Raw genomic sequence first — 22,238 nt, 5'->3', positions numbered from 1 at the left:
CAAAGAGAGGAACGAGAGGTCCGGCAAGGAAGATTCGACTGGAGGATGACCATGAGCAAAGCCGCTGTACAGGCCCAGCGTATCGAGCCCCAGGATCGGAACATGCGGCCCGGAACGAGCCGGCCCGCCCCGCAGATCCGCACCGTCCAGGAAAACGAAAGCAAGAAGAAAATCCTCTTCGTCACCTCCGAACTCTCCGATCTGATCAAGACCGGCGGACTGGGAGAAGTTTCCGCCGCCCTGCCCCGGGCACTGCGTCTCCATCACGATGTCCGCGTGCTGTTGCCCGGCTACCGCCAGGTCATGCACAGCGGCCACCCCATCCGCCTGGTCGGCAGTCTCGCCGGGCATGCCGCCTTGCCCCGCTGCCGGGTCGGCCGCATCGACCTGGACGACGGCCTGATCGTCTATGTCCTCGTCAGTCCCGAACTCTACGAGCGCGAAGGCACCCCCTATGGCGACGAGCGCAATCGGGACTGGCCGGACAACCATATCCGCTTCGCTCGTCTGGGGCTCGCCGCCGCCGACTTCGCCGCCGGCAGCGCCGGCGTCAGTTGGCGTCCCGAACTGATCCACGCCCACGACTGGCCAGCGGGACTCGCGCCAGCCTACCTGCGCTGGCGCGGCCAAGGCACTCCCTGCGTCTTCACCATCCACAACCTCGCCTACCAAGGCCTGTGGCGGCCGGAATGCCGCGCGGAACTGGCCATCCCGGAGGAAGCGCTGCGCATGGAGCGCATGGAATTCCATGGCCAGTTGTCCTTCCTCAAGGCCGGCATCGCCTACGCCGACCGCGTCACCACGGTGAGCGCCACCTACGCCCGGGAAATCACCACCCCGGACTTCGGCTGCGGCCTGGAAGGCTTCCTCCGGGAAAAGGCCGAGCGGGGCCTTCTGAGCGGCATTCCCAACGGCATCGACGAAAGCTGGGAAGCGGAAACCGACCCGCACCTGTTGTGCAACTTCAGCGCCGGCGACTGCGCCGGCAAGGCCGTGCACGCCGAGTACGTGCGCCGCCGGTTCGCCCTCGAAGCCTGCGCGGGCCCGCTGTTCGTGGTGGTTTCCCGCCTGGTCCGGCAAAAGGGCCTGGACCTGACCCAGGCCCTCGCCGACACCCTGGTCGAACGGGGCGGCCAACTGGCCGTCATGGGGCGTGGCGAACCCGAGCTGGAAGACAGCATGCGGCGACTGGCCGAACGTTTTCCCGGCCGGGTAGGCGTGGACATCGGCTTCGACGAAACCACCGCGCGACGCATGTTCGCCGGCGCCGACTTCCTCCTGATGCCCTCGCGCTACGAGCCCTGCGGCCTCAGCCAGATGTACGCCCAGCGTTTCGGTTCGCTGCCCGTCGCGCGCCGGACCGGCGGACTGGCCGACACCATCGAGGATGGCGTGACCGGTTTCCTGTTCGAGGAAGCCAGCCTGGAAAGCTACCGCGAAGCCGTGCTGCGGGCCTTCCGGGTGTTCGCCACGCCGCACCTTCTCCACGCCATGCGCTGCCGCGCGATGACCGCGCCCTGTTTCTGGCGGCAGACCATAGACCCCTACCTGCAGCTCTACCGGCAGCTTCTGGAAGGCCGGCATGGCGAGGCATGAACGGAGACCTATCCATGTCAATGTCAATTTCCAACCATGACCAGCGACGTTTCGGCGCGCACCTGATCGACGCGCACAACACCCGCTTCACTCTCTGGGCCCCCGACGCCGAGCGCGTCGACCTGGAAATCCTCTGCGACGGTCGGCAGCCCATGAGGCGGGAACAGGGCGGCTGGTTCGTGCTCGAAGTTCCCTTCGGCGCCGGCACCCAGTACCGCTTCCGGATCGACGACGAAATCAGCGTGCCGGACCCGGCCTCGCGCTCCCAGGTCGTCGGCCTGCACGGCCCCAGCATAGTGGTCGATCCCGGCTCCTACCAATGGCGCCATCCCCACTGGCGCGGCCGTCCCTGGCACGAGACGGTGATCTACGAACTGCACGCCGGCCTGCTCGGCGGCTTCCACGGGGTCGAGGCGCAACTGGCCGAACTGGCCGAGCTGGGCGTCACCGCCATCGAACTGATGCCCATCGGCGAATTCCCCGGCACCCGCAACTGGGGCTACGACGGCGTACTGCCCTTCGCCCCGGAATCCGTCTACGGCTCGCCCGACGACCTCAAGCACCTGATCGACACCGCCCACGGCCACGGCCTGATGGTCTTCCTGGATGTCGTCTACAACCACTTCGGTCCGGAGGGCAACCAGCTCGGCCGCTATGCCGGGGCCTTCTTCCGCCACGACGAGAAGACGCTCTGGGGCGACGCCATCGACTTCCGCCAGCAGCCGGTGCGCGACTTCTTCATCGACAACGCCCTGATGTGGCTGCAGGAATACCGCTTCGACGGCCTGCGCCTGGATGCCGTGCACGCCATCAGCGAACGCGACTTCCTCACCGAGCTGGCGCAGCGGGTGCACGCCGCGATCGAACCCGGCCGTCACGTGCACCTGATGCTGGAGAACGAGAAGAACCAGACCGGCCTGCTCGGCGAGGGCGGTTACGTGGCGCAATGGAACGACGACGGCCACAACGTCCTGCACACCCTGCTCACCGGCGAACAGCAAGGCTATTACGCCGACTATTGCCAGGGCGCCGCGGAAAAGCTCGCCCTCTGCCTGAACGAAGGGCTGATCTTCCAGGGCCAGATCGCCCGCCAGGGGCAGCCGGGCCCCTGCGGCGAACCCAGTGCCCACCTGCCGCCCAGCGCCTTCATCCTGTTCCTGCAGAACCACGACCAGGTCGGCAACCGGGCCTTCGGCGAGCGCCTGGTCAGCCTCGCCAACTGCGACGCCCTGCGCGCGGCGACCGCCCTGCTGCTGCTCTCGCCGATGGTGCCGCTACTGTTCATGGGCGAGGAATGGGGCACGCACCGCCCCTTCCTGTACTTCACCGGCCACCAGAGCGAGGAACTGGCCCAGGCGGTTCGAGAGGGCCGGCGCCGGGAGTTCTGCCAGTTCGAGCCGTTCCGGGACATGTCCCTCTGCGAACGGATTCCCGACCCCAACGACGAAAAGACCTTCGCCGCCTCGCAGCCGGACTTCCAGTGCTGCCTCGACCCCAAGCACGCCGAATGGCGCGCCCTCTACCATCACCTGCTGGGCCTGCGCCGCCGCGAGATCATCCCGCGCCTGCCCGGCAGCCGGGCGCTGGGCAGCGAAGTGCTGGGCGCCGAGGCCGTGGTGACGCGCTGGCTGCTGGGCGACGGCAGCGTCCTGCGCATCGAACTGAACCTCGGTGCCCAGGCCGTACCGCTGCCGGAGCACTACAAGCACGGCCGGCTGCTGTTCGCCAGCCAAGACATGGAGGAATTCCACGAGCATCTGGGCAGGCTTCCCGCCCGGATGGCCCGTGTCTACCTGGTAACCCCGGATGAGCAACGATGAGCGCCTCCGCACCCTGGCCGCCGCCGCCGGGATAGCGGTCGACTGGATAGACGCGGAAGGACGGCCACGGAAGGTCACGCCGGAAGTCCTGCGCCGGGTGCTGGCCGAGCTGGAATTGCCGGCCGACAGCGGCGGCCAGATCGCGGACAGCCTCGAGCAGTTGCGCCGGATGAGCGGCGAACTGCCGCCGCTGCTCACCCTGGAGCGCGGGCAATCCCTCGACCTGTCCGGCCATTTCGAGCCCGGCAGCACCTTCGAACTGACCCTGGAGGACGGCCGGCGCCACAGCGGACGGCTCGACGAACAGGCCCGCCTGCCGCCGATCGAGCAGCCCGGCTATCACCGCCTGGCGATCGGCGCACAGTCGCTGACCCTGGCCGTCGCTCCGCCGCGCTGCATCGGCCTGGACGCACTGAGCGGCCACCCTTCGCCGCGGCTCTGGGGACTCGCGGTGCAGCTCTATTCCCTGCGTCGCCAGGGCGACGGCGGCATCGGCGACACCCAGGCCCTGGAAAACCTGGTGCATCGGGCGGCCAGGGAGGGCGCGGCGGGTATCGCCATCAGCCCGCTGCATGCCATGTTCAGCGCCGACACCCAGCGCTTCAGTCCCTATTCGCCGTCCAGCCGGCTGTTCTACAACGTGCTGCACAGCGCCCCCGGCAGCATCCTCGGCGAGCGCGAAGTGCGCACCGCGCTCGAAGCCGGCGGCCTGGCCGACGAATGGCAACGCCTGGAGCGACTGGAGCTGATCGACTGGCCGGCCGCCGCCGACGCCAAGCTGCGCCTGCTGCGCCTGTTGCACGCGGAATTCCGCCAGGGCGGCAATCCGCTCGAACAGGACTTCGCCAGCTTCCGGCGCAACGGCGGCGAGGCCCTGGACAACCACTGCCGCTTCGAGGCGCTGCACGCCTACCACGTCCGCCACCATGGACTGTACGACTGGCGACGCTGGGACCCGGCCCTGCGCTGCCCTGGCAGCGCCGCGGTGGCCGGCTTCGCCCGCGAATACGAGGACGAGATCACCTTCCACGCCTTCGCCCAGTGGCTGATCGTCCGCGGCCTGGAGCGCACCCAGCATGCCGCGCGCAGCGCCGGCATGCCGATCGGCCTGATCGCCGACCTGGCGGTCGGCGCCGACGGCGGCGGCAGCCAGGCCTGGAGCCGCCAGGCCGAACTCCTGCCGAGCCTGACCGTCGGCGCACCGCCGGACATCCTCAACCGCTCCGGACAGAGCTGGGGAGTCTCCGCCTTTTCGCCCTGGGGTCTGCGCCAGCACGGTTTCCATGCCTTCATCGAGATGCTCCGCGCCAACCTGGCCCATGCCGGCGGCATCCGCATCGACCACGTGATGGGCCTCCGGCGCCTCTGGCTGATCCCGCCGGGCGCCGAGCAGCGCGACGGCGCCTACCTGCACTACCCGCAGGAAGACCTGATGCGCCTGCTGGCGCTGGAATCCTGGCGACACGGAGCGGCGATCCTCGGCGAGGACCTCGGCACCGTCCCGGAAGGCTTCCGTCCGCTGCTCGCCGAGCGCGGCATCCTCGGCATGCGCGTGCTGCTCTTCGAACAGGACGACGATGGACGCTTCGCGCGACCGCGGCAATGGCCCGGCGACGCCCTGGCGACCAGCACCACTCACGACCTGCCCACCCTCGCCGGCTGGTGGCGGGAGCGCGACATCGACTGGCGCGAGCGCCTGCGGCTGGCCGATGCCGAAGCCAGCGAAGCGGCCCGCCGGACCCGCCGGCGCGAACGCCTGGCGCTGCGCGAGGCCCTCGCCGACAGCGGCGGCCCGGCGCTCGACGAGCCCCTGGACAGCGACGGGCTGATCGACGCCTGCGTGCGTTTCCTCGGCGCGACGCCGGCGCCGCTGGTCCTGCTGCCCATGGAAGATGCCCTGGGTCTCGACGAACAGGCCAACCTGCCCGGCACCATCGACGGCCACCCGAACTGGCGCCGCCGCCTGCCGGTGGAAAGCGACGGGCTGCTCGACGACGCGGCTCCGGCGCGACGCCTGTGCCTGCTCAAGGAAGCGCGCGGGACGCCCGGCGGGAGAAGTTGAATGAGCGGCCCGCGCGCCACCCTGCGCCTGCAATTTCACAGCGACTTCACCCTCGACGACGCCGTGCCGCTGGTCGACTACTTCGCCGACCTCGGCATCAGCCACCTGTACGCCTCGCCGCTGCTCACCGCGCGCCCCGGCTCGCGGCACGGCTACGATGTCATCGACCCGACCCGGATCAACCCCGAACTGGGGGGCGAGCCGGCCCTGCGGCGCCTGGTCGAAGCCCTGCGCAGCCACGGCATGGGGCTGATCCTGGATATCGTCTCCAACCACATGGCGGTCGGCGGCGCCGGCAACCCCTGGTGGCTCGACGTGCTGGAGTGGGGCCGGCGCAGCCCCTACGCCGCTTTCTTCGACATCCAGTGGAACTCCCCTGACCCGCTGCTGGAAGGCCAGTTGCTGGTGCCCTTCCTGCGCAGCGACTACGGCGAGGTCCTGCAGGGCGGCGAAATCCCCCTGCGCTTCGACGCACAGGCCGGCGTCTTTTACGCCAGTCACCATGAACACCGCTTCCCCATCGGCCCGCCGAGCTACGGCGAACTGCTGGGCGCCAGCGACCACCCGGCGCTGCGGGAACTGGCCGCGCAGTTCGATGCCCTCGCCGGCGAAGGGGGCTACCGGCGAGCCGCCGAGCTGAAGGCCAGGCTGTCGCGACTGGCCGCCCGGCCCGCGGTGCGCATCGCCATCGAGGCCCTGCTCGCCGCCTACGACGCGCGCCAGCCGCAAGGCTTCGCACGCCTGCACGCCCTGTTCGAACGGCAGTTCTACCGGCTGGCCAGTTGGCGCACCGCGGCGGACGACATCAACTGGCGGCGCTTCTTCGACATCAACGAACTCGGCGGCCTGCGCGTGGAACGCCCACGGGTCTTCGAGGCCACCCACGCGAAGATCTTCCAGTTGTTCGAGGAAGGCCTGATCGACGGCCTGCGCATCGACCACATCGACGGCCTGGCCGACCCGCACGGCTACTGCCGGCGCCTGCGCCGCCGCCTGGAACGGCTCGGCCGGGGCCGGCGGCGGCCGATCTACGTGGAAAAGATCCTCGGCCAGGGCGAGGAACTGCATGGCGACTGGCTGGTGGACGGCACCACCGGCTACGAATTCATGAACCAGGTGTCCCTGCTGCAGCACGCCCCCGACGGAGCAGGACCGCTGCGCGTGCTCTGGCACAGCCTCGGCGGGCGCCCCGCCGACTTTCTCGAAGAAGTGCGCCAGGCCCGCCGGCTGGTGCTCACCGGAACCCTGGCCGGCGACTTCGAAAGCGCCGCCCAGGCGCTGCTGCAGGTGGCGCGCGGCGACCTGATGACCCGCGACATCACCTTCGGCCAGATCCGCCGGGCACTGCTCGAACTGATCGTCCACTTTCCCGTGTACCGCACCTACATCGGCGCCTGCGGCCGTCCCGCCCAGGACGAGCCCTTCTTCCGCCAGGCCCTGGAAGGCGCCCGCGACGGTCTCGACGAAGCCGACTGGCCGCTGCTCGCCCACCTGGATCGCTGGCTCGGCGGCGAGCCCTGGCGCCGCCTGCCGCCGGGACCACGGCGCAAGGCGCGCCGCCACGCCTGCGTGCGCTTCCAGCAGGTCACCGCGCCGACCGCCGCCAAGGCGGTGGAGGACACCGCCCTCTACCGCTCGGGCGTGCTGCTCTCGCGCAACGACGTCGGTTTCGACAGCCAATGCTTCGCCGCCCCGCCGGAAGACTTCCACACCGCCTGCCTGCGCCGGCGCGAACGCTTTCCCGACAGCCTGCTGGCCAGCGCCACCCACGATCACAAGCGCGGCGAAGACAGCCGCGCGCGCCTGGCCGTGCTCAGCGAACGCGCCGGCTGGTACGGAGAGCGACTGCAGCGCTGGCTGCTGCTGGCCCAGCCGCTGCGCCGCAGCCATGGCGACGGTCCGGCACCGCTTCCGGTCGACGAGCTGATGCTCTACCAGACCCTGCTCGGCAGTTGGCCGCCGGACCTGGCGCCGGACGACGAGGCGGGCATGCGCGCCTATGCCGGACGGCTGCGCCAGTGGCAGGAGAAGGCCTTGCGCGAGGCCAAGCTGAACAGCGCTTGGAGCGCGCCCAACGCTCCCTACGAGGCGGCCTGCCGCGCCTTTCTCGACGACCTGCTGGAAAATCCCGTGGGCGTCCGGCTGCGCGAGGAGATCGCCGCCGCGGCCGCCGCCATCGCCCCGGCCGGCGCCCTCAACAGCCTGGCCCAGACCCTGCTGCGGATGACCGTGCCCGGCGTGCCCGACCTCTACCAGGGCAACGAATTCTGGGATTTCAGCCTGGTCGACCCGGACAACCGCCGGCCGGTGGATTTCGCCGCCCGCCGCCAGGCCCTGGCCCAGGGCCGGGAGCCCGCCGAACTCATCGGCCACTGGCGCGACGGGCGCCTCAAGCAGGCCCTCATCGCCCGTACCCTGGCCCTGCGCGCACGCTGTCCGGCGCTGTTCTCCGCCGGCGACTACCTGCCGCTGAAAGTGGTCGGCGAGCAGCGTGCGCGGCTGCTGGCCTTCGCCCGGCGGCACGCCGGACAATGGGCGCTGATACTGGCGCCGCGCCTGGCCGGCGACCTGCTCGGCGAGGCCGAACGGCCCGCGATCGAACCGGCGCGCTGGACGGATACCCGCGTGCTGCTCCCCGAGATCCCCGCGCTGCGGGGCGTCCTTTCCGGCGAGACGGTCCCGCGCGGAAAGAGCGAACTGTTCGTGGGAGAAGCCCTGGCGACCTTCCCGGTCGGCCTCTTCCATGGCGCATGAATACAATGACAAGGAGTGCGATGGCATGACGAGCGACGAGCAACATATCCGCGAACTGGCCTACCAGATCTGGCAGTCCGAGGGCTGTCCCGAGGGTCGGCAGGAGCGCCACTGGCAGATGGCCCGCGAGCTGGCCGAAGCCGAATCGCAGGCCGCCATGCCGAAACCCCGCACGCACAAGCCGGCCGCGCCGCGCAAGAGCGCCGCCAGGGCCGTGGCGACGGTGGGCGGAACGGCCGCCGCAAGCGCTCCCCCGACCAAGGCTTCCGACGCTGGGGAAAAACCGCGCGCGCAGCCCCCGGCGTCCTGAATCGCCGCCGAGCGAGATGCGCTCGCGATGTGCGCAGGGCGATCCTGCCGGCGGCGCCCTTGCGGCCCCATCCAACCCGCTCGCTCGCACGGAAGCCTTCCCGCGGCGCGGCGGTCTTCCGTCGAAACGGAGCGCCGCCGCTCCTCCCGGCAGTCGGAGAAACGAGCATGGATCGGCACAGGAAAACCAGGACAGCCCAGGTGAAGACATCCTCGCGCGTCCGCGAGGGCCTGCCCTTCCCCCTCGGCGCGACCTGGGACGGTCTGGGCGTCAACTTCGCGCTGTTCTCCGCCCACGCCACCAAGGTGGAACTCTGCCTGTTCGACAAGGCCGGGCGCACCGAACTGGAGCGCATCGAGCTGCCCGAATACACCGACGAGATCTGGCACGGCTACCTGCCGGACGCCCATCCGGGCCTGGTCTACGGCTACCGGGTGCACGGCCCCTACGCGCCGGATGCCGGGCACCGCTTCAATCCCAACAAACTGCTGATCGATCCCTACGCCAAGCAACTGGTTGGCGAACTGCGCTGGTCCGAGTCGCTGTTCGGCTACACCGTCGGCCACCCGGACGCCGATTTCAGTTTCGATGAGCGCGACAGCGCCCCCTACGTGCCCAAGAGCAAGGTCATCGACCCGGCCTTCACTTGGGGTCGCGACCGCCCGATGCAGACCCCCTGGGACCACACCATCCTCTACGAGACCCACCTGCGCGGCTTCACCATGCGCCATCCGGCGGTGCCGCCGGCGCTGCGCGGCACCTGCGCCGGCCTGATGAACGCCGAAGTGCTCGACTACCTGCTCCAGCTCGGCGTCTCGGCGATCGAGCTGCTGCCGGTCCATGCCTTCGTCCAGGACCAGCACCTGCTGGAAAAGGGCATGACCAACTACTGGGGCTACAACACCATCGGCTTCTTCGCCCCGCACCCGCGCTACCTGGCCAGCGGCAAGGTCCAGGAGTTCAAGGAGATGGTCGCGCACCTGCACCACGCGGGCCTGGAGGTGATCCTCGACGTGGTCTACAACCACACCGCCGAAGGCAACGAACTGGGGCCGACCCTCTCCATGCGCGGCATCGACAATGCCACCTACTACCGCCTGATACCGGGCGACCGGCGCTACTACATCAACGACTCGGGCACCGGCAACACGCTCGACCTCTCCCACCCCTGCGTGCTGCAGATGGTCACCGACTCGCTGCGCTACTGGGCCACGGAGATGCACGTGGACGGCTTCCGCTTCGACCTGGCGACCATCCTCGGCCGTCGCCCGGAAGGCTTCGACGAACGCCACAGTTTCCTGGTCGCCTGCCGCCAGGACCCGGTGCTGCGCCAGACCAAGCTGATCGCCGAGCCCTGGGACTGCGGACCGGGCGGCTATCGGGTCGGCGGCTTCCCGCCCGGCTGGGCGGAATGGAACGACCGCTTCCGCGACACCGTGCGGGCCTTCTGGAAAGGCGACGAAAACCAGTTGGCGGATATCGCCAGACGCCTCACCGCCTCCGGGGACCTCTACAACCAGCGCGGCCGGCGGCCGTTCGCCTCGGTCAACTTCATCACCGCCCACGACGGCTTCACCCTCAACGACCTGGTCTCCTACAACGACAAGCACAACGAAGCCAACGACGAGAACAACCAGGACGGCACCGACAACAACCTGTCCTGGAACCACGGCGTCGAGGGTCCCGCCGACGACCCGCAGATCCGCGAACTGCGCATCCGGCAGATGCGCAACTTCCTCGCCACCCTGCTGCTGTCCCAGGGCACGCCGATGCTGGTCGCCGGCGACGAATTCGCCCGCACCCAGCACGGCAACAACAACGCCTACTGCCAGGACAGCGAGATCGGCTGGGTCGACTGGCGGCTCGACGAGGACGCCAGGGCCCTGCAGGCGTTCGTGCGCCACCTGATCCGCCTGCGCCTGCGCTTTCCCATGTTGCGCCGCGGGCGCTTCCTGGTCGGCGCCTTCAACGAGGAACTGGGTATCAAGGACGTCACCTGGCTGAACCCTTCCGGCACCGAGATGACCATCGAGCAATGGGAGGAAGAGCACAACCGCTGCCTCGGCATGCTGCTCGACGGCCGCGCCCAGCCGACCGGCATCCGCCGCGCCGGCTCCGACGCCACCCTGCTGCTGGTGGTGAACGCCCACTACGACCTGGTCAACTTCCACCTGCCGGAGGTCGCCCAGGGCCGGCGCTGGCGGCGCCTGATCGACACCCACAAGCCGACGGCGGCGGAAGAGCGCTTCGCCTTCGGCACCGAGTACGGCGTCACCGGCCGCTCGCTCCTGCTGTTCGAACTGCTGCGCAACAACAAACGGAGCACCTGAAGCACAGCGCCACATGCCCGGGACGAGCGCTTCCCGCAAAGCATCGCATCGCGCGCCGGAACGCACCGGCGAGCCCCGGACCGCTCGCGAAAAAACGGGAACCCCATCCCCTGCAGCGAGTCTCGTTCATTAGGGCCTGTCGACATTTTGGCGTAGGCCGCCGGAACTCCCAGGCCTGCTTTCATCAACTCGGAGAGGAAGGCATTACCATGAAAATCCAAGACATCATGACCCGCGACGTACAGACCATCCGTATCGATCAGACGCTGCGCGAAGCGGCCGAGATGATGGAGAAAATCGATTGCGGAGCCTTGCTGGTCAACGAAGGCGACCGCCTGGTGGGGATGCTGACCGACCGCGACATCGCCATCCGCGCCGTGGCCAGGGACAGGGGCTGCGATACCCCGGTGCGCGAAGTGATGACGCCCAACGTGTGTTACTGCTTCGACGACGAGGACGTGCAGCATGTCGCCGAGAACATGGCCGACATCCATGTGCGCCGCCTGCCGGTGATGAACCGCGAGAAACGCCTGGTCGGCGTGGTTTCGCTGGGCAACATCAGCGCCTGCAACAATCCATCGATCAGCGACACCGTGCTGCACGGCGTGGCCCAGGCGCACTGATCGCGCCGGCAACCGACTGCCTTCCGGGGAGGTGCCCATGAAAGCGGTAGTTTTCCACGACATCGGCGACATCCGCCTGGACGATGTACCGGAACCCCAAATCGAAGCGCCGACCGATGCGATCGTCCGCCTGACCGCCTCGGCCATTTGCGGAACCGACCTGCACTTCATCCGCGGCAGCGTCGGCGGCATGCGCCCGGGCACCATCCTCGGCCACGAGGGCGTCGGCATCGTCGAGCAGTTGGGCGAGGGAGTGCGCAACCTGCAGATCGGCGACCGCGTGGTGATTCCCTCCACCATCGCCTGCGGCAACTGCTCCTACTGCCGCGCCGGCTACTACGCCCAGTGCGACGTGGCCAACCCCAACGGCAAGGAAGCCGGCACCGCCTTCTACGGCGGCCCCGCGCAGGCCGGGCCCTTCCAGGGACTACAGGCGGAAAAGGCGCGGATTCCCTTCGCCAACGTCGGCCTGGTCAAGCTGCCCAGCGAGATCAGCGACGATCAGGCCATCCTGCTCTCGGACATTTTCCCCACCGGCTATTTCGGCGCGAAAATGGCCGAGATCCGCGACGGCGATACCGTCGCCGTGTTCGGCTGCGGCCCGGTCGGCCAGTTCGCCATCGCCAGCGCCAGGCTGCTCGGCGCCGCACGGGTGTTCGCCATCGACCGCTGCCCGGACCGCTTGCAGATGGCGCGCCAGCAGGGCGCGGAAACCATCGACTTCGAGCGCGAGGACCCGGTGCGGACTCTGCGCCGGCTGACCGACGGCATCGGCGTCGACCGTGCCATCGATGCGGTGGGCGTGGACGCCGGGCACGAACACGCCTTCCAGCATGGCCACGATCCCGAGGAGGAGGAGCGCTTCGCCCGGGAAGTCGCGGCCGTGGCGCCGAAGCCCCACCCCGACGGCGCCAACTGGCAACCGGGCGACGCGCCCAGCCAGGCCCTGGAATGGGCAGTGGAAGCCCTGGCCAAGGCAGGCACCCTGTCGATCGTCGGGGTCTACCCGCCGCAGGCGCACAGCTTCCCCATCGGCCTGGCGACGGAAAAGAACCTGACCATCAACATGGGCAACTGCCATCACCGCAAATACATTCCCAAGCTGATCGAGCTGATCCTGGCCAAGCGCATCGATCCGGCGAAGATCCTCACCCAGATCAAGCCGATGGGCGACGCCATCGCCGCCATCAGGGCCTTCGATCGGCACGAGCATGGCTGGATCAAGGTCGAGCTTCAGCCGCAGCGGATGCAGGGCGGCACCGAGGGCAGCGAGGAAGTGTTGAGCGCGGACCAGTTGCTCGACGAAGGCATCGAGGAGACCTTCCCCGCCAGCGATCCGGTATCCGTCAGCCCGCGACCGGAACGACACTGAACGCCCCATGACCACGGAATCCCGGCTCGACCGGCCGAGCCCCGCTCCGCAGCCCGGAGCGGGGACCCGGCGCCGGAAAGCCCACGGCGAAGAACAGCGCGTCGACTCCCTGCACATCCTCACGGTGAACACCCACAAGGGGTTCACCGCGCTCAATCGCCGCTTCATCCTGCACGAGTTGCGTGAGGCGGTGCGTGACGTGTCGGCGGACCTGGTGTTCCTCCAGGAGGTGCTCGGTACCCACGAGCGCCATGCCCGGCGCCATCGCGACTGGCCGGAAACCCCGCACTACGAGTTTCTCGCCGACAGCATGTGGGGCGATTTCGCCTATGGGCGCAACGCCGTCTACCCGGACGGCGACCACGGCAACGCCGTGCTGTCCAAGTATCCCATCCAGCGCCACCGCAACCTCGATATCTCCGTTCCCGGTCCGGAGCGGCGTGGCCTGCTGCACTGTGAGCTGGAGGTGCCGGGACAACCGGAGGTACACGCCATCTGCGTGCACCTGGGCCTGCTCGAAAGCCACCGGCAGAAGCAGCTCGGCCTGCTTTGCGAGCTGATCGGCTCGCTGCCCGCGCAGGCGCGCATCCTGGTCGCCGGAGACTTCAACGACTGGCGCCTGCGCGCCTCCGCCCGCCTGCGCGACTGTGGCCTGATCGAGGTCTTCGAGCACAGCCACGGCCGCTGCGCGCGCAGCTTCCCGGCGCGCCTGCCGCTGTTGCGCCTGGACCGCATCTACGTGCGCAATCTCGATCCGCTGCACGCCAGGGTGCTGTCCCATACCCCCTGGCCCCACCTCTCCGACCACCTGCCCCTGGCGGCCGAGGTGCGCCTGTGAACTTTTCCTGGCGCGACGGCAACCGTCTGTGGCTGCTGGAAAACGGCGAGGAGTTCTTTCCGCGGGTGTTCGAGGCCATCCGCCGGGCCCGCCGGGAGATCCTCATCGAGACCTTCATTCTCTTCGAGGACAAGGTCGGCAACGAACTGCACCGGGAGCTGATCGCCGCGGCGCGGCGCGGCGTACATGTCGAAATCACCGTGGACGGCTACGGCTCGGCGGACCTGACGCCCGGCTTCATCGCGGCCATGACCGAAGTGGGCATCTGCCTGCGCATGTTCGATCCACGGGCGAAGCTGTTCGGCATGCGCACCAACCTGTTCCGCCGCCTGCACCGCAAGATCGTGGTGGTCGACGGCGCCCGCGCCTTCCTCGGCGGCATCAACTTCTCCGCCGACCACCTGGGCGATTTCGGGCCGACCGCCAAGCAGGACTACTCGGTCGAGGTGATCGGCCCGGTGACCCGCGACATCCAGCGCTTCGCCCTCGCCAGCATCGCCGCCACCGAACCGTCGCGACTCTGGTGGCGCCGCCGCCATCGGGTCCTGGGCAACGGCCGGCAGCCGACGCAGCCGTCGGCCGAGGGCAGCGCCCGGGTGCTGTTCGTCACCCGCGACAACCGCAGCCACACCAACGACATCGAGGAGCAGTACCTGGAAGCCATCCGCCGGGCGCGTCGCCGGCTGGTGATCGCCAACGCCTATTTCTTCCCAGGCTATCGCCTGCTGCGGGAAATCCGCCGCGCCGCGCGGCGCGGCGTCGAGGTGGAGCTGATCCTGCAGGGCCAGCCGGACATGCCGATCGCCAAATTCGGTGCGCGCCTGTTCTACGAATACCTGCTCAAGGACGGCGTGCTCATCCACGAATACTGCGACCGCCCGCTGCACGGCAAGGTCGCCCTGGCCGACGACGAATGGGCCACGGTCGGCTCGAGCAACCTCGACCCGTTGAGCCTGTCGCTCAACCTGGAGGCCAACCTGATCGTCCGCGACCGGGCCTTCAACCGGGAGCTGAGCGACCGCCTGGAGCGGCTGCGGCGCCACCATTGCCGGCTCATGACCAAGGAGCGGATCGCCCGCGACACCTGGTGGCGCATGCCGCTGGCCTTTCTCGCCTACCATGCCCTCAGCCACTTCCCGGCCTGGGTCGGCTGGCTGCCGGCGCACAGCCCGCGGGTGGAAATCCTGCAATACCCCCGGCCGGACGGCGGCGACAACCTGCACCGGCCCAGCCCATGAAAGCCGGCCTCGGCGCATGGACGCGCGAGCACTGGCCGCCGATCCGCCGTCTCCTCGTCTGGGCCTTCTTCATCCTGATGGCCGGACTGCTGTTCGGCCTGGCGCGCAACATCGAATGGCGCAACGTGTTCGCCACGCTGGCCGACTACCGGCCGGGCACCCTGCTGTCGGCCCTGGCCATCGCCGCCGCCAGCCACCTGCTCTATGCCTGCTTCGATCTGCTCGGGCGGCGCTATGCCCATCACCATCTGCCGACCGGCCAGGTACTGGCGGTGACCTTCGTCTGCTACGCCTTCAACCTCAACCTCGGCGCCTGGATCGGCGGCCTGGCCCTGCGTTACCGCCTCTACTCGCGCCTCGGCCTGTCCGCCGTGCAGATAACCCAGGTCTACAGCCTGAGCCTGACGACCAACTGGATCGCCTACCTGCTGCTCGCCGGCCTGGTCTTCGCCGCCGGCGCCGTGCGCCCTCCCGCGCACTGGGCGCTCGACCATGGCAACCTGCGGCTCCTCGGCGTCCTGCTGCTGGCGCTGGCCGGCCTCTACCTGACGCTCTGCGCCTTCTCCCGCCGCCGCGTGCTGAGCCTGCGCGGACACGCGCTCGGCCTGCCGAGCCTGCGCCTGGCGCTCTGGCAGCTCGTCCTGGGCGCCGGCAACTGGCTGCTGATGGCGCTGGTCATCCATGTCCTGCTGCAGCAGCAGGTCGGTTACGGCACCGTGCTCGGCACCCTGCTGATCGCCAGCATCGCCAGCGTGCTCACGCATATCCCCGCCGGGCTCGGCGTATTGGAAACGGTGTTCGTCGCCCTGCTCCACCAGCAGGCGGAACGCGACAGCGTGCTCGCCGCGCTGCTCGGCTACCGGGCGATCTACTACCTGCTGCCCCTGCTGGTCGCCAGCCTGGTCTACCTGGGACTCGAGGCGCGGGCGAAACGGGCACGGACATAGCCCCTCCGCCCGTCCACGTTCGCGCCATCGCGATTGGTCCAGCGACCGCATCCGGACGCCATCCTGGCCGGATCGATCCGCGGGAAGCCGCCCGGCGCCGTCGCGGCCAGCCGATCAGGGCGATGCCGGCGGCGATCGCCAGTACGCCGCACAGCAGCGCCAGGATGAGAGGTTCGCCGAACGGACCGACGGATATCGGCAGCCCCACCAACGGTTCGCCGAGCATGGCCGTCGACAGGCCATGCCGCCGCCCGTCATGCGCCGAGATCGGCCAGCCCGGCTGGATATAGCCGAATGCGGCACGACACTCAGCCCAGCTCGAAGGTCGTCACCCCGTACAGACGGTCCAGCGACAGCGCCGGATCGGCTCCCGTATACATCCGCGCCGTCTCGAAGACGATGCGCATGCCGTGCCGCTCGGCCAGCCCGAGCGCCGCCCGGTTGACCTCCGGCACGTCCAGATAGAACGGCTCCGCCTCCGCGAGGCCCTCGCGCAGCCCCGCCAGGAGCGTTTGCGCCAGCGCCGGCGTATCGGCGAACAGGGGGCCGATCTTGTGGCCGGCGAGGCACTTGCGGCGAACGCCGTAGCCGGCGAGCCGCCCTTCCCGCAGGACGCCCAGTGCCCTGGCGTCGGGCTGGGCGATCCAGCGTTCGAGAAAGCGGCTCCGCGGCGCCGGGAAGAAGGCCCGGTCATAGGCCTCGACCCGGTCGAAGGGCAAGGTAGTCAGTCCGACGCATTCGCCGGAGTCCGCGGAGGCGCCGCCGGGGCCCCAGCCCTCGTAGCGCACGTTGCGGTAGGCCAGCCGGAAACCGAGCCCGCGGTAGTGCTCCTGCTGGCCCACCACGCCATCGAGCCCGATATTGCATCCGGCGAGACGCGCGGTCGCGGCGCCGAGGATACGCGAACCGTAACCCCGGCCCCGGTATTCCGGCCTGACGATGTAAAGGCCGATGAAACCGAAGGAATCGTCATAGCGGACCGCCGAAACCGTGGCGACCGGCTCGTCGTTCAAGAGCCCGATCAGGAAGCCGTCCGGGTCGGCCGCATGAAAGCACTCCGCATCGTGAATGCCCGGATTCCAGCCCTCGTTGGCCGCCCAGTCGATCGCCAGATCGACTTCGCGGCGACTCATGGTGGCGATTTCATAGGTTTCCTGTTGCATGCCTTCCTCCCGAGCCGCCCGCGACCGGCGCGGGCGACTGCGACAGGGAAAGCGTAGTACAGGGACAACCGCCCCCACCGAAGAGCGTCCCGCGCGTTTTCGCGGCACGGGCCGGTTTCCCTCCCCCAGACAGCAGACTCCGTCCTCTCGACGAATCCGGCCCCGAGCGGCCCGGCTTCCCGTCCCCGCCGCCGCTCCCAGGGGCCGCACACCGGCCCGGAGCCGCCGTTCCTGATGACTTGGTGTTTCATGCACGGTCTTTCCTGGATGAAGCCTTATCCCCCTCTCGATTTCCGATTTCAGTAGAAAAGGGAAAGGCCTCCAAGTTGGCCGGATGCGATTCGCCGGTCCGACCGGCGCCTTCATCGTCATCCTCGCCGGTACGCCTCCAGGCCGCGCCAAGCGGCCCGATTTGCCATTCGAGACGATCGGTCTATAATCTGCTGCCGTAGCGCTCGCAGCGATCCCAAGGAACGACTGCGGGAAAGGGCCAGGCCCGCTCACGCAGGTCCTGGCATATTTTTCGACCAGAAATAGACGACCGGTCTAAAAAGGAGACGGGGCATGTTCGAAGCGATCCTGATCGAGAAGGACGACGCGGCGGGTTACCGCGCGCGCAGCGCCACCCTGGACGAGGCGCAACTGCCCGAGGGCGATGTGACCGTGCGGGTGGACTACAGCACGCTCAACTACAAGGATGCGCTGGCCATCACCGGCAAGGGCCCGGTGGTGCGCAAGTTTCCGATGGTGCCGGGGATCGACCTGGCGGGTACGGTGGAAGCCAGCGCCAATCCGGACTTCGAGGTCGGCGATGCGGTCCTGCTCAACGGCTGGGGCGTCGGCGAGAACCACTGGGGCGGGCTGGCGCAGAAGGCGCGCCTGGACGGCCGCTGGCTGATCCCCCTGCCCCGTGGCTTCACGGCCCGCCAGGCGATGGCCGTCGGCACCGCCGGCTACACCGCGATGTTGTCGGTGCTGGCCCTGGAGCGCCACAGCGTGACGCCCGAGCAGGGCGAGATCCTGGTCACCGGCGCCAACGGCGGGGTCGGCGGCGTCGCCATCGCCCTGCTCGCCCGCCTCGGCTATCGGGTGGTGGCCTCCACCGGCCGCCCGGAACAGGCCGACTACCTGAAGAAGCTCGGCGCCGGCGAGATCATCGACCGCGCCAGCCTCTCCGAGCCCGGCCGGCCGCTGGCCAAGGAGCGCTGGGCCGGGGTGATCGACTCGGTGGGCAGCCATACCCTGGCCAATGCCTGCGCCGCGACCCGTTACGGCGGCACCGTCGCCGCCTGCGGCCTGGCCCAGGGCATGGACTTCCCGGCCACGGTGGCGCCCTTCATCCTGCGCGGCGTCACCCTGGCCGGTATCGACAGCGTGATGCGCCCCCGCGCGGACCGCATCGTCGCCTGGGAACGCCTGGCCCGCGACCTCGACCTGTCGCTGCTGGACGAGATCACCACCGGGATCGGCCTGGGCGAAGCCATCCCCGCGGCCGGCGAACTGCTCGCCGGGAAAGTGCGCGGGCGGGTCGTGGTCGATGTGAATCGCTGAGTCCGAGCGGTGTAGTTTCAGCCCTCTCCCCAGCCCTCTCCCCCGTGGGGAGAGGGAGCCAAGGCTCGCCGCCGCATGCGCTCGCCCAATGCCGCGAAACGGCTTTTGAGCAGGGCGTACAGTTGCTGGACCGCCGGCGAGAACTGCTTGCGATGCGGACAGACCAGATGCAGCGGCGCCGCTTCGCCCGGACAGTCCCCGAGCAACAGCTCCAGGCGCCCGGCGGCCACGTCCTCGCCCACGTCCAGCCAGGACTTGTAGGCGATGCCGTGCCCGGCGATGGCCCAGCGCCGCACCACATCGGCATCGTCGCTCAGCAGCCCGCCGCGAACGGCGATCACCCGCCGGCGCCCCCCCTCTTCGAATCCCCACTTGTCATGGGCCCGCCCGCCCAGCAGGTAGACCAGGCAGACGTGCCCGGCCAGTTCGTCGAGCGTCCGTGGCCGGCCGCAGCGCTGCAGATAATCCGGCGCGGCCACCAGCACCCGGCGGTTGTCCGGCGCCAGCGGCAGGGCGATGAAGCTGGCGTCCTCCATGGGGCCATAGCGGATCGCCACGTCGATCGGATCGCGGAAGATGTCGGCGACCTGATCGGACAGCAGCAGGCGCAGGGTCAGGCGCGGGTGCTCGCGGCAGAACGCCGAGAGCCAGGGCAGCAGCAGGTTGCGCCCCAGGTCGGAAGGCGCGCTGACCTGCAGCAGGCCCTGCAACCCGGCCCGCTCCCGGTGCAGGCGCTCGTGGCCTTCGCGCAGGGTCTCCAGCACCCGTTCGGCATAGGGCAGGTACTGCTCGCCCTCGGCGGTCAGCCGCAGGCTGCGCGTCGAACGGGCGAACAGGCGGATGTCCAGGTCCCGCTCCAGGCGCTTGATCGCCGCGCTGACCTGCCCGGGCAGCAGGTCGACCTCCCGGGCCACGGCGGAAAAGCTGCCGAGGGCGGCGGAACGGACGAACAGGGCGAGGTCCTCCAGACGGATCATTTTCACTCCCGGTGTGAAGGTGTTGGCTGATTTTGCTGCTTTTCACTGAAAGCCGCACGGCCGAACATCCACCCAGCCGCCCGCCGCCCCGGAGCGCGGGTGGAAACAGCCTCGGGAAATCATCGACAGGAGAACAAACCTTGAGCATCGCCAATGCCGCCAGGACCCGCTACACCACCAAGGCCTACGACCCCAGCCGCAAGGTGCCCGCCAACATCATGGAAGAGTTGCAGACCCTGCTGCGCTACAGCCCGTCCTCGGTGAATTCGCAACCCTGGCACCATGTCATCGCCGCCAGCGACGAGGGCAAGGCCCGCATCGCCAAGGCGACCCAGGACGGCTACGCCTACAACGAGGCGAAGATCCTCAACGCCTCGCACGTCGTGGTGCTCTGCGCCCGCACCGACCTGGACGCGGCCCACCTCAAGGCCGTGCTCAACCAGGAAGACCTCGACGGCCGCTACGCCAACCCGGAAGGCAAGGCCGGCCAGGGCAACGTGCGCAGCTCCTACGTCAATTTGCACCGCTACGACCGCAAGGACCTGCAGCACTGGATGGAGAAGCAGGTCTACCTGGCCCTCGGCACCCTGCTGCTCGGCGCCGCCGCCTCGGGCGTGGACGCCACACCCATCGAGGGCTTCGACTTCCACAGGCTCGACGAAGAACTGGGCCTGCGCGAGCGCGGCTTCACCAGCGTGGTGATCGTCAGCCTGGGCTATCGCAGCGAAGACGACTTCAACGCCAAGCTGCCGAAGTCGCGCCTGCCGACCGAAGACATCTTCACCTTCCTTTGATCGGCATAGGGGGCAGCCGTCACTCGCTGTAGCCAGCTCGTGGGAGAACTTTCACCTCCAAGATCGCGCCCATGCTGGGCGCGCACATCCTCCCCGTCCTAAAGGACGGGGAGGATGTCAACGCACGATTCCGAGCGATATGGTTGTCCACAGCTAGGTTCCTATAGGTCGCGGTAGGAATGGCAGTTACCTGCCACCCCCCGCACAGATCCGTACGTGCGGAACTACCGCATACGGCTCCTGCCTCAGGTACGTGACGCGAAGCGCTCCTCAGGGTAAGGATGTGCAGTTCTGGGTCTTGGTATATAGAGGTCTGCAAGGCGTCCATAGCGCGACCACTGGAGCCGGTTACGCTGGCTGCGCCGTTTGAGGGCTTGCCGCCAAAGACGGCAAACCGCCACCCGAAAACCGTCAAGACGGATCAGGTTTCCCGGCACGGCGTGGTAGTTGAAATATCCTCCAACCACACTGCCGAGCCATTGACCTACGACTCGGATCGGCTCATGTCGCCGGCGATTCAGTGCTATCCGGATGGCTTGCAGTGTCGCACGCATCCGCTTCTTGACCGTCAGCCGCAGGATTTGAAATCCCCCGCTTCTGTTGGTACTACAGCAATGAGTGAAGCCCAGGAAATCAAACGTCTCCGGTTTGCCCAGCCCTTGCCGCCTGCGATTCTGTACAGCAAAGCGACCGAACTCGATCAGCCGTGTTTTCGAGGCATTAAGAGATAGACCGAACCTGGCCATGCGTTCCTGCAACTGCACCAGGAAACGCTGCGCCTGCCATTGCGTCCTGAAACCCACCACGCTGTCGTCCGCGTAGCGCACAACAATCATCTCGCCACGGGCATGCCGTTGGCGCCACTGCCTTGCCCACAGATCCAGCACGTAGTGAAGATAGATATTCGCCAGCAACGGCGATATCACTGCGCCTTGGGGAGTCCCCTTGGTCGCAGCCAACCTACGGCCATCCTCCATTACTCCCGCCTGAAGCCATTTGCAGATGAGTCCGAGCATGCGTCGGTCTGCAATTCGGTGCCCCAGAAACATCAGCATCCATTCATGGTCGATCTCGTCAAAGAACGACGTGATGTCCGCGTCCAGTATCCAGTTCACCTTCTGGCTCTTGAGCGCGACCGTCAACGCATCCAGCGCATCGTGCTGGCTTCGTCCCGGCCGAAACCCATACGAGAACCCCTGGAAATCCTCCTCATAGATCGCATTCAGAACGGTGACGACTGCCTGCTGTACGATCTTGTCCTCCAAAGAGGCAATACCCAGTGGCCGCTGCCTGCCATCAGCTTTGGGGATATATACCCGCCGTGACGGCGTTGCCCGATAGGCTCCTCTGTGGAGCCGTGCGTGCAACTTGCCCACCCTCTGGTGGAGGTCTTCTTCGTATTCTCGCCACGACATACCGTCCACTCCCACCGCCGCGTCGCGGCGAAGTGCGTAGAAGCTCTGCGCCAACAGTTGCGGTGTGATGTGGTGCAACAATGCCGTGAACTGCATACCCTTGTCCCTACGGGCTGCTTCACGTACACCTTCAAGTCCCATCGACACGCAACTGCTCCGGCTCAGCGTCCGGGGCGTGGGGTTCTTGTCGGTGTTCCCCTTGGCTACGCCCCTTTCCTCCACCCTCTCCGCAGGGCTAGCCCCTTTGTTCGACGGTTTCTCAGGTACTACGGACGTATCCGACTTCTCAGCGACGTAGACAGCAGGGTTACAGCTTTTGGCCTTGCCTGCTCCGCCCAGTGCATGCGCACCGGGCATCACTGAGATCTCCCAGTTTCTGTGCGAAGGACTTCCCGACGTGCGCAGGGTCTCCGACCGCGCAGGACCAGGGCATGACTGGCGTATAACG

General features: G+C 68.2%; 16 protein-coding genes. 13 read left to right on the top strand and 3 right to left on the bottom strand.

Features of this window, described 5'->3' with window-relative positions; genetic code table 11:
• Positions 1–51 precede the first annotated feature (51 nt).
• The 11 genes from glgA (at position 52) to AVCA_RS11305 (ending at position 15,890) form a co-directional block, all read left to right on the top strand.
• The gene (glgA, locus tag AVCA_RS11355) at positions 52–1,596 is read left to right on the top strand and encodes a glycogen synthase GlgA (protein ID WP_373860960.1); all 1,545 of its coding nucleotides are present in this window, start codon (positions 52–54) and stop codon (positions 1,594–1,596) included.
• A gap of 14 nt (positions 1,597–1,610) precedes the next feature.
• Entirely contained in the window at positions 1,611–3,416 is a 1,806-nt protein-coding gene (gene treZ / locus AVCA_RS11350; protein WP_012701067.1) for a malto-oligosyltrehalose trehalohydrolase, read from the top strand.
• Positions 3,403–5,478 carry a 4-alpha-glucanotransferase gene (gene malQ, locus AVCA_RS11345; RefSeq protein WP_012701066.1) on the top strand — a complete coding sequence of 692 codons (2,076 nt, stop codon included), beginning with the start codon at positions 3,403–3,405 and terminating at the stop codon, positions 5,476–5,478. Before treZ ends, malQ begins: the two co-directional genes overlap by 14 nt.
• Complete coding sequence (locus tag AVCA_RS11340) at positions 5,479–8,232, top strand: malto-oligosyltrehalose synthase (RefSeq protein WP_012701065.1); 2,754 nt, start codon at positions 5,479–5,481, stop codon at positions 8,230–8,232. It begins immediately after the preceding gene.
• A gap of 25 nt (positions 8,233–8,257) precedes the next feature.
• Positions 8,258–8,542, top strand: coding sequence for a DUF2934 domain-containing protein (locus tag AVCA_RS11335; protein WP_072432681.1), 285 nt, complete (start codon positions 8,258–8,260; stop codon positions 8,540–8,542).
• 167 nt (positions 8,543–8,709) lie between these two features.
• A complete protein-coding gene (glgX, locus tag AVCA_RS11330) occupies positions 8,710–10,872 on the top strand; it encodes a glycogen debranching protein GlgX (RefSeq protein ID WP_012701063.1) in 2,163 nt (720 codons plus the stop codon).
• 209 nt (positions 10,873–11,081) lie between these two features.
• Positions 11,082–11,495, top strand: coding sequence for a CBS domain-containing protein (locus AVCA_RS11325; RefSeq protein WP_012701062.1), 414 nt, complete (start codon positions 11,082–11,084; stop codon positions 11,493–11,495).
• Between the two features lie 37 nt (positions 11,496–11,532).
• Positions 11,533–12,867 carry a zinc-dependent alcohol dehydrogenase gene (locus AVCA_RS11320; RefSeq protein ID WP_012701061.1) on the top strand — a complete coding sequence of 445 codons (1,335 nt, stop codon included), beginning with the start codon at positions 11,533–11,535 and terminating at the stop codon, positions 12,865–12,867.
• Between the two features lie 7 nt (positions 12,868–12,874).
• Positions 12,875–13,705: an endonuclease/exonuclease/phosphatase family protein gene (locus tag AVCA_RS11315; protein ID WP_012701060.1), complete on the top strand. Its 831-nt coding sequence runs from the start codon at positions 12,875–12,877 to the stop codon at positions 13,703–13,705.
• Positions 13,702–14,943: a cardiolipin synthase ClsB gene (gene clsB, locus AVCA_RS11310; protein WP_072432682.1), complete on the top strand. Its 1,242-nt coding sequence runs from the start codon at positions 13,702–13,704 to the stop codon at positions 14,941–14,943. The genes AVCA_RS11315 and clsB overlap by 4 nt, the downstream gene beginning before the upstream one ends.
• Complete coding sequence (locus AVCA_RS11305) at positions 14,940–15,890, top strand: lysylphosphatidylglycerol synthase domain-containing protein (RefSeq protein WP_012701058.1); 951 nt, start codon at positions 14,940–14,942, stop codon at positions 15,888–15,890. The genes clsB and AVCA_RS11305 overlap by 4 nt, the downstream gene beginning before the upstream one ends.
• 308 nt (positions 15,891–16,198) lie before the next feature.
• Here the strand turns inward: AVCA_RS11305 and AVCA_RS11300 are convergent, their stop codons facing one another.
• Positions 16,199–17,053 (bottom strand): GNAT family N-acetyltransferase, encoded by an 855-nt coding sequence (locus AVCA_RS11300; RefSeq protein ID WP_012701056.1) that lies wholly within the window; start codon positions 17,051–17,053, stop codon positions 16,199–16,201.
• A 564-nt stretch (positions 17,054–17,617) separates the two neighbouring features.
• Here AVCA_RS11300 and acuI point away from each other — a divergent pair.
• Positions 17,618–18,604 (top strand): acrylyl-CoA reductase (NADPH), encoded by a 987-nt coding sequence (gene acuI / locus AVCA_RS11295; RefSeq protein ID WP_012701054.1) that lies wholly within the window; start codon positions 17,618–17,620, stop codon positions 18,602–18,604.
• Positions 18,605–18,621: 17 nt separating this feature from the next.
• Here acuI and AVCA_RS11290 read toward each other — a convergent pair whose 3' ends face one another.
• A complete protein-coding gene (locus AVCA_RS11290) occupies positions 18,622–19,581 on the bottom strand; it encodes a LysR family transcriptional regulator (protein WP_012701053.1) in 960 nt (319 codons plus the stop codon).
• Positions 19,582–19,721: 140 nt separating this feature from the next.
• Here AVCA_RS11290 and nfsB point away from each other — a divergent pair, with 140 nt between their 5' ends.
• Positions 19,722–20,375, top strand: coding sequence for an oxygen-insensitive NAD(P)H nitroreductase (gene nfsB / locus AVCA_RS11285; protein ID WP_012701052.1), 654 nt, complete (start codon positions 19,722–19,724; stop codon positions 20,373–20,375).
• A 245-nt stretch (positions 20,376–20,620) separates the two neighbouring features.
• Here nfsB and ltrA read toward each other — a convergent pair whose 3' ends face one another.
• Entirely contained in the window at positions 20,621–21,886 is a 1,266-nt protein-coding gene (gene ltrA, locus AVCA_RS11280; protein WP_175555988.1) for a group II intron reverse transcriptase/maturase, read from the bottom strand.
• Between the last annotated feature and the right edge of the window lie 352 nt (positions 21,887–22,238).

The organism is Azotobacter vinelandii CA, from assembly GCF_000380335.1.
Lineage (GTDB): Bacteria > Pseudomonadota > Gammaproteobacteria > Pseudomonadales > Pseudomonadaceae > Azotobacter > Azotobacter vinelandii.
Note: the sequence above shows the minus strand (reverse complement) of the source record. Positions and strands in the feature narration are given on the sequence as shown.

What these genes read in the sequence shown, in the direction of transcription:
- glgA (WP_373860960.1), top strand. Translation starts at nt 52, where the DNA reads ATGAGCAAAGCCGCTGTACAGGCCCAGCGTATCGAGCCCCAGGATCGG.
- treZ (WP_012701067.1), top strand. Translation starts at nt 1,611, where the DNA reads ATGTCAATGTCAATTTCCAACCATGACCAGCGACGTTTCGGCGCGCAC.
- malQ (WP_012701066.1), top strand. Translation starts at nt 3,403, where the DNA reads ATGAGCAACGATGAGCGCCTCCGCACCCTGGCCGCCGCCGCCGGGATA.
- AVCA_RS11340 (WP_012701065.1), top strand. Translation starts at nt 5,479, where the DNA reads ATGAGCGGCCCGCGCGCCACCCTGCGCCTGCAATTTCACAGCGACTTC.
- AVCA_RS11335 (WP_072432681.1), top strand. Translation starts at nt 8,258, where the DNA reads ATGACGAGCGACGAGCAACATATCCGCGAACTGGCCTACCAGATCTGG.
- glgX (WP_012701063.1), top strand. Translation starts at nt 8,710, where the DNA reads ATGGATCGGCACAGGAAAACCAGGACAGCCCAGGTGAAGACATCCTCG.
- AVCA_RS11325 (WP_012701062.1), top strand. Translation starts at nt 11,082, where the DNA reads ATGAAAATCCAAGACATCATGACCCGCGACGTACAGACCATCCGTATC.
- AVCA_RS11320 (WP_012701061.1), top strand. Translation starts at nt 11,533, where the DNA reads ATGAAAGCGGTAGTTTTCCACGACATCGGCGACATCCGCCTGGACGAT.
- AVCA_RS11315 (WP_012701060.1), top strand. Translation starts at nt 12,875, where the DNA reads ATGACCACGGAATCCCGGCTCGACCGGCCGAGCCCCGCTCCGCAGCCC.
- AVCA_RS11305 (WP_012701058.1), top strand. Translation starts at nt 14,940, where the DNA reads ATGAAAGCCGGCCTCGGCGCATGGACGCGCGAGCACTGGCCGCCGATC.
- AVCA_RS11300 (WP_012701056.1), bottom strand. Translation starts at nt 17,053, where the DNA reads ATGCAACAGGAAACCTATGAAATCGCCACCATGAGTCGCCGCGAAGTC.
- acuI (WP_012701054.1), top strand. Translation starts at nt 17,618, where the DNA reads ATGTTCGAAGCGATCCTGATCGAGAAGGACGACGCGGCGGGTTACCGC.
- AVCA_RS11290 (WP_012701053.1), bottom strand. Translation starts at nt 19,581, where the DNA reads ATGATCCGTCTGGAGGACCTCGCCCTGTTCGTCCGTTCCGCCGCCCTC.
- ltrA (WP_175555988.1), bottom strand. Translation starts at nt 21,886, where the DNA reads ATGCAGTTCACGGCATTGTTGCACCACATCACACCGCAACTGTTGGCG.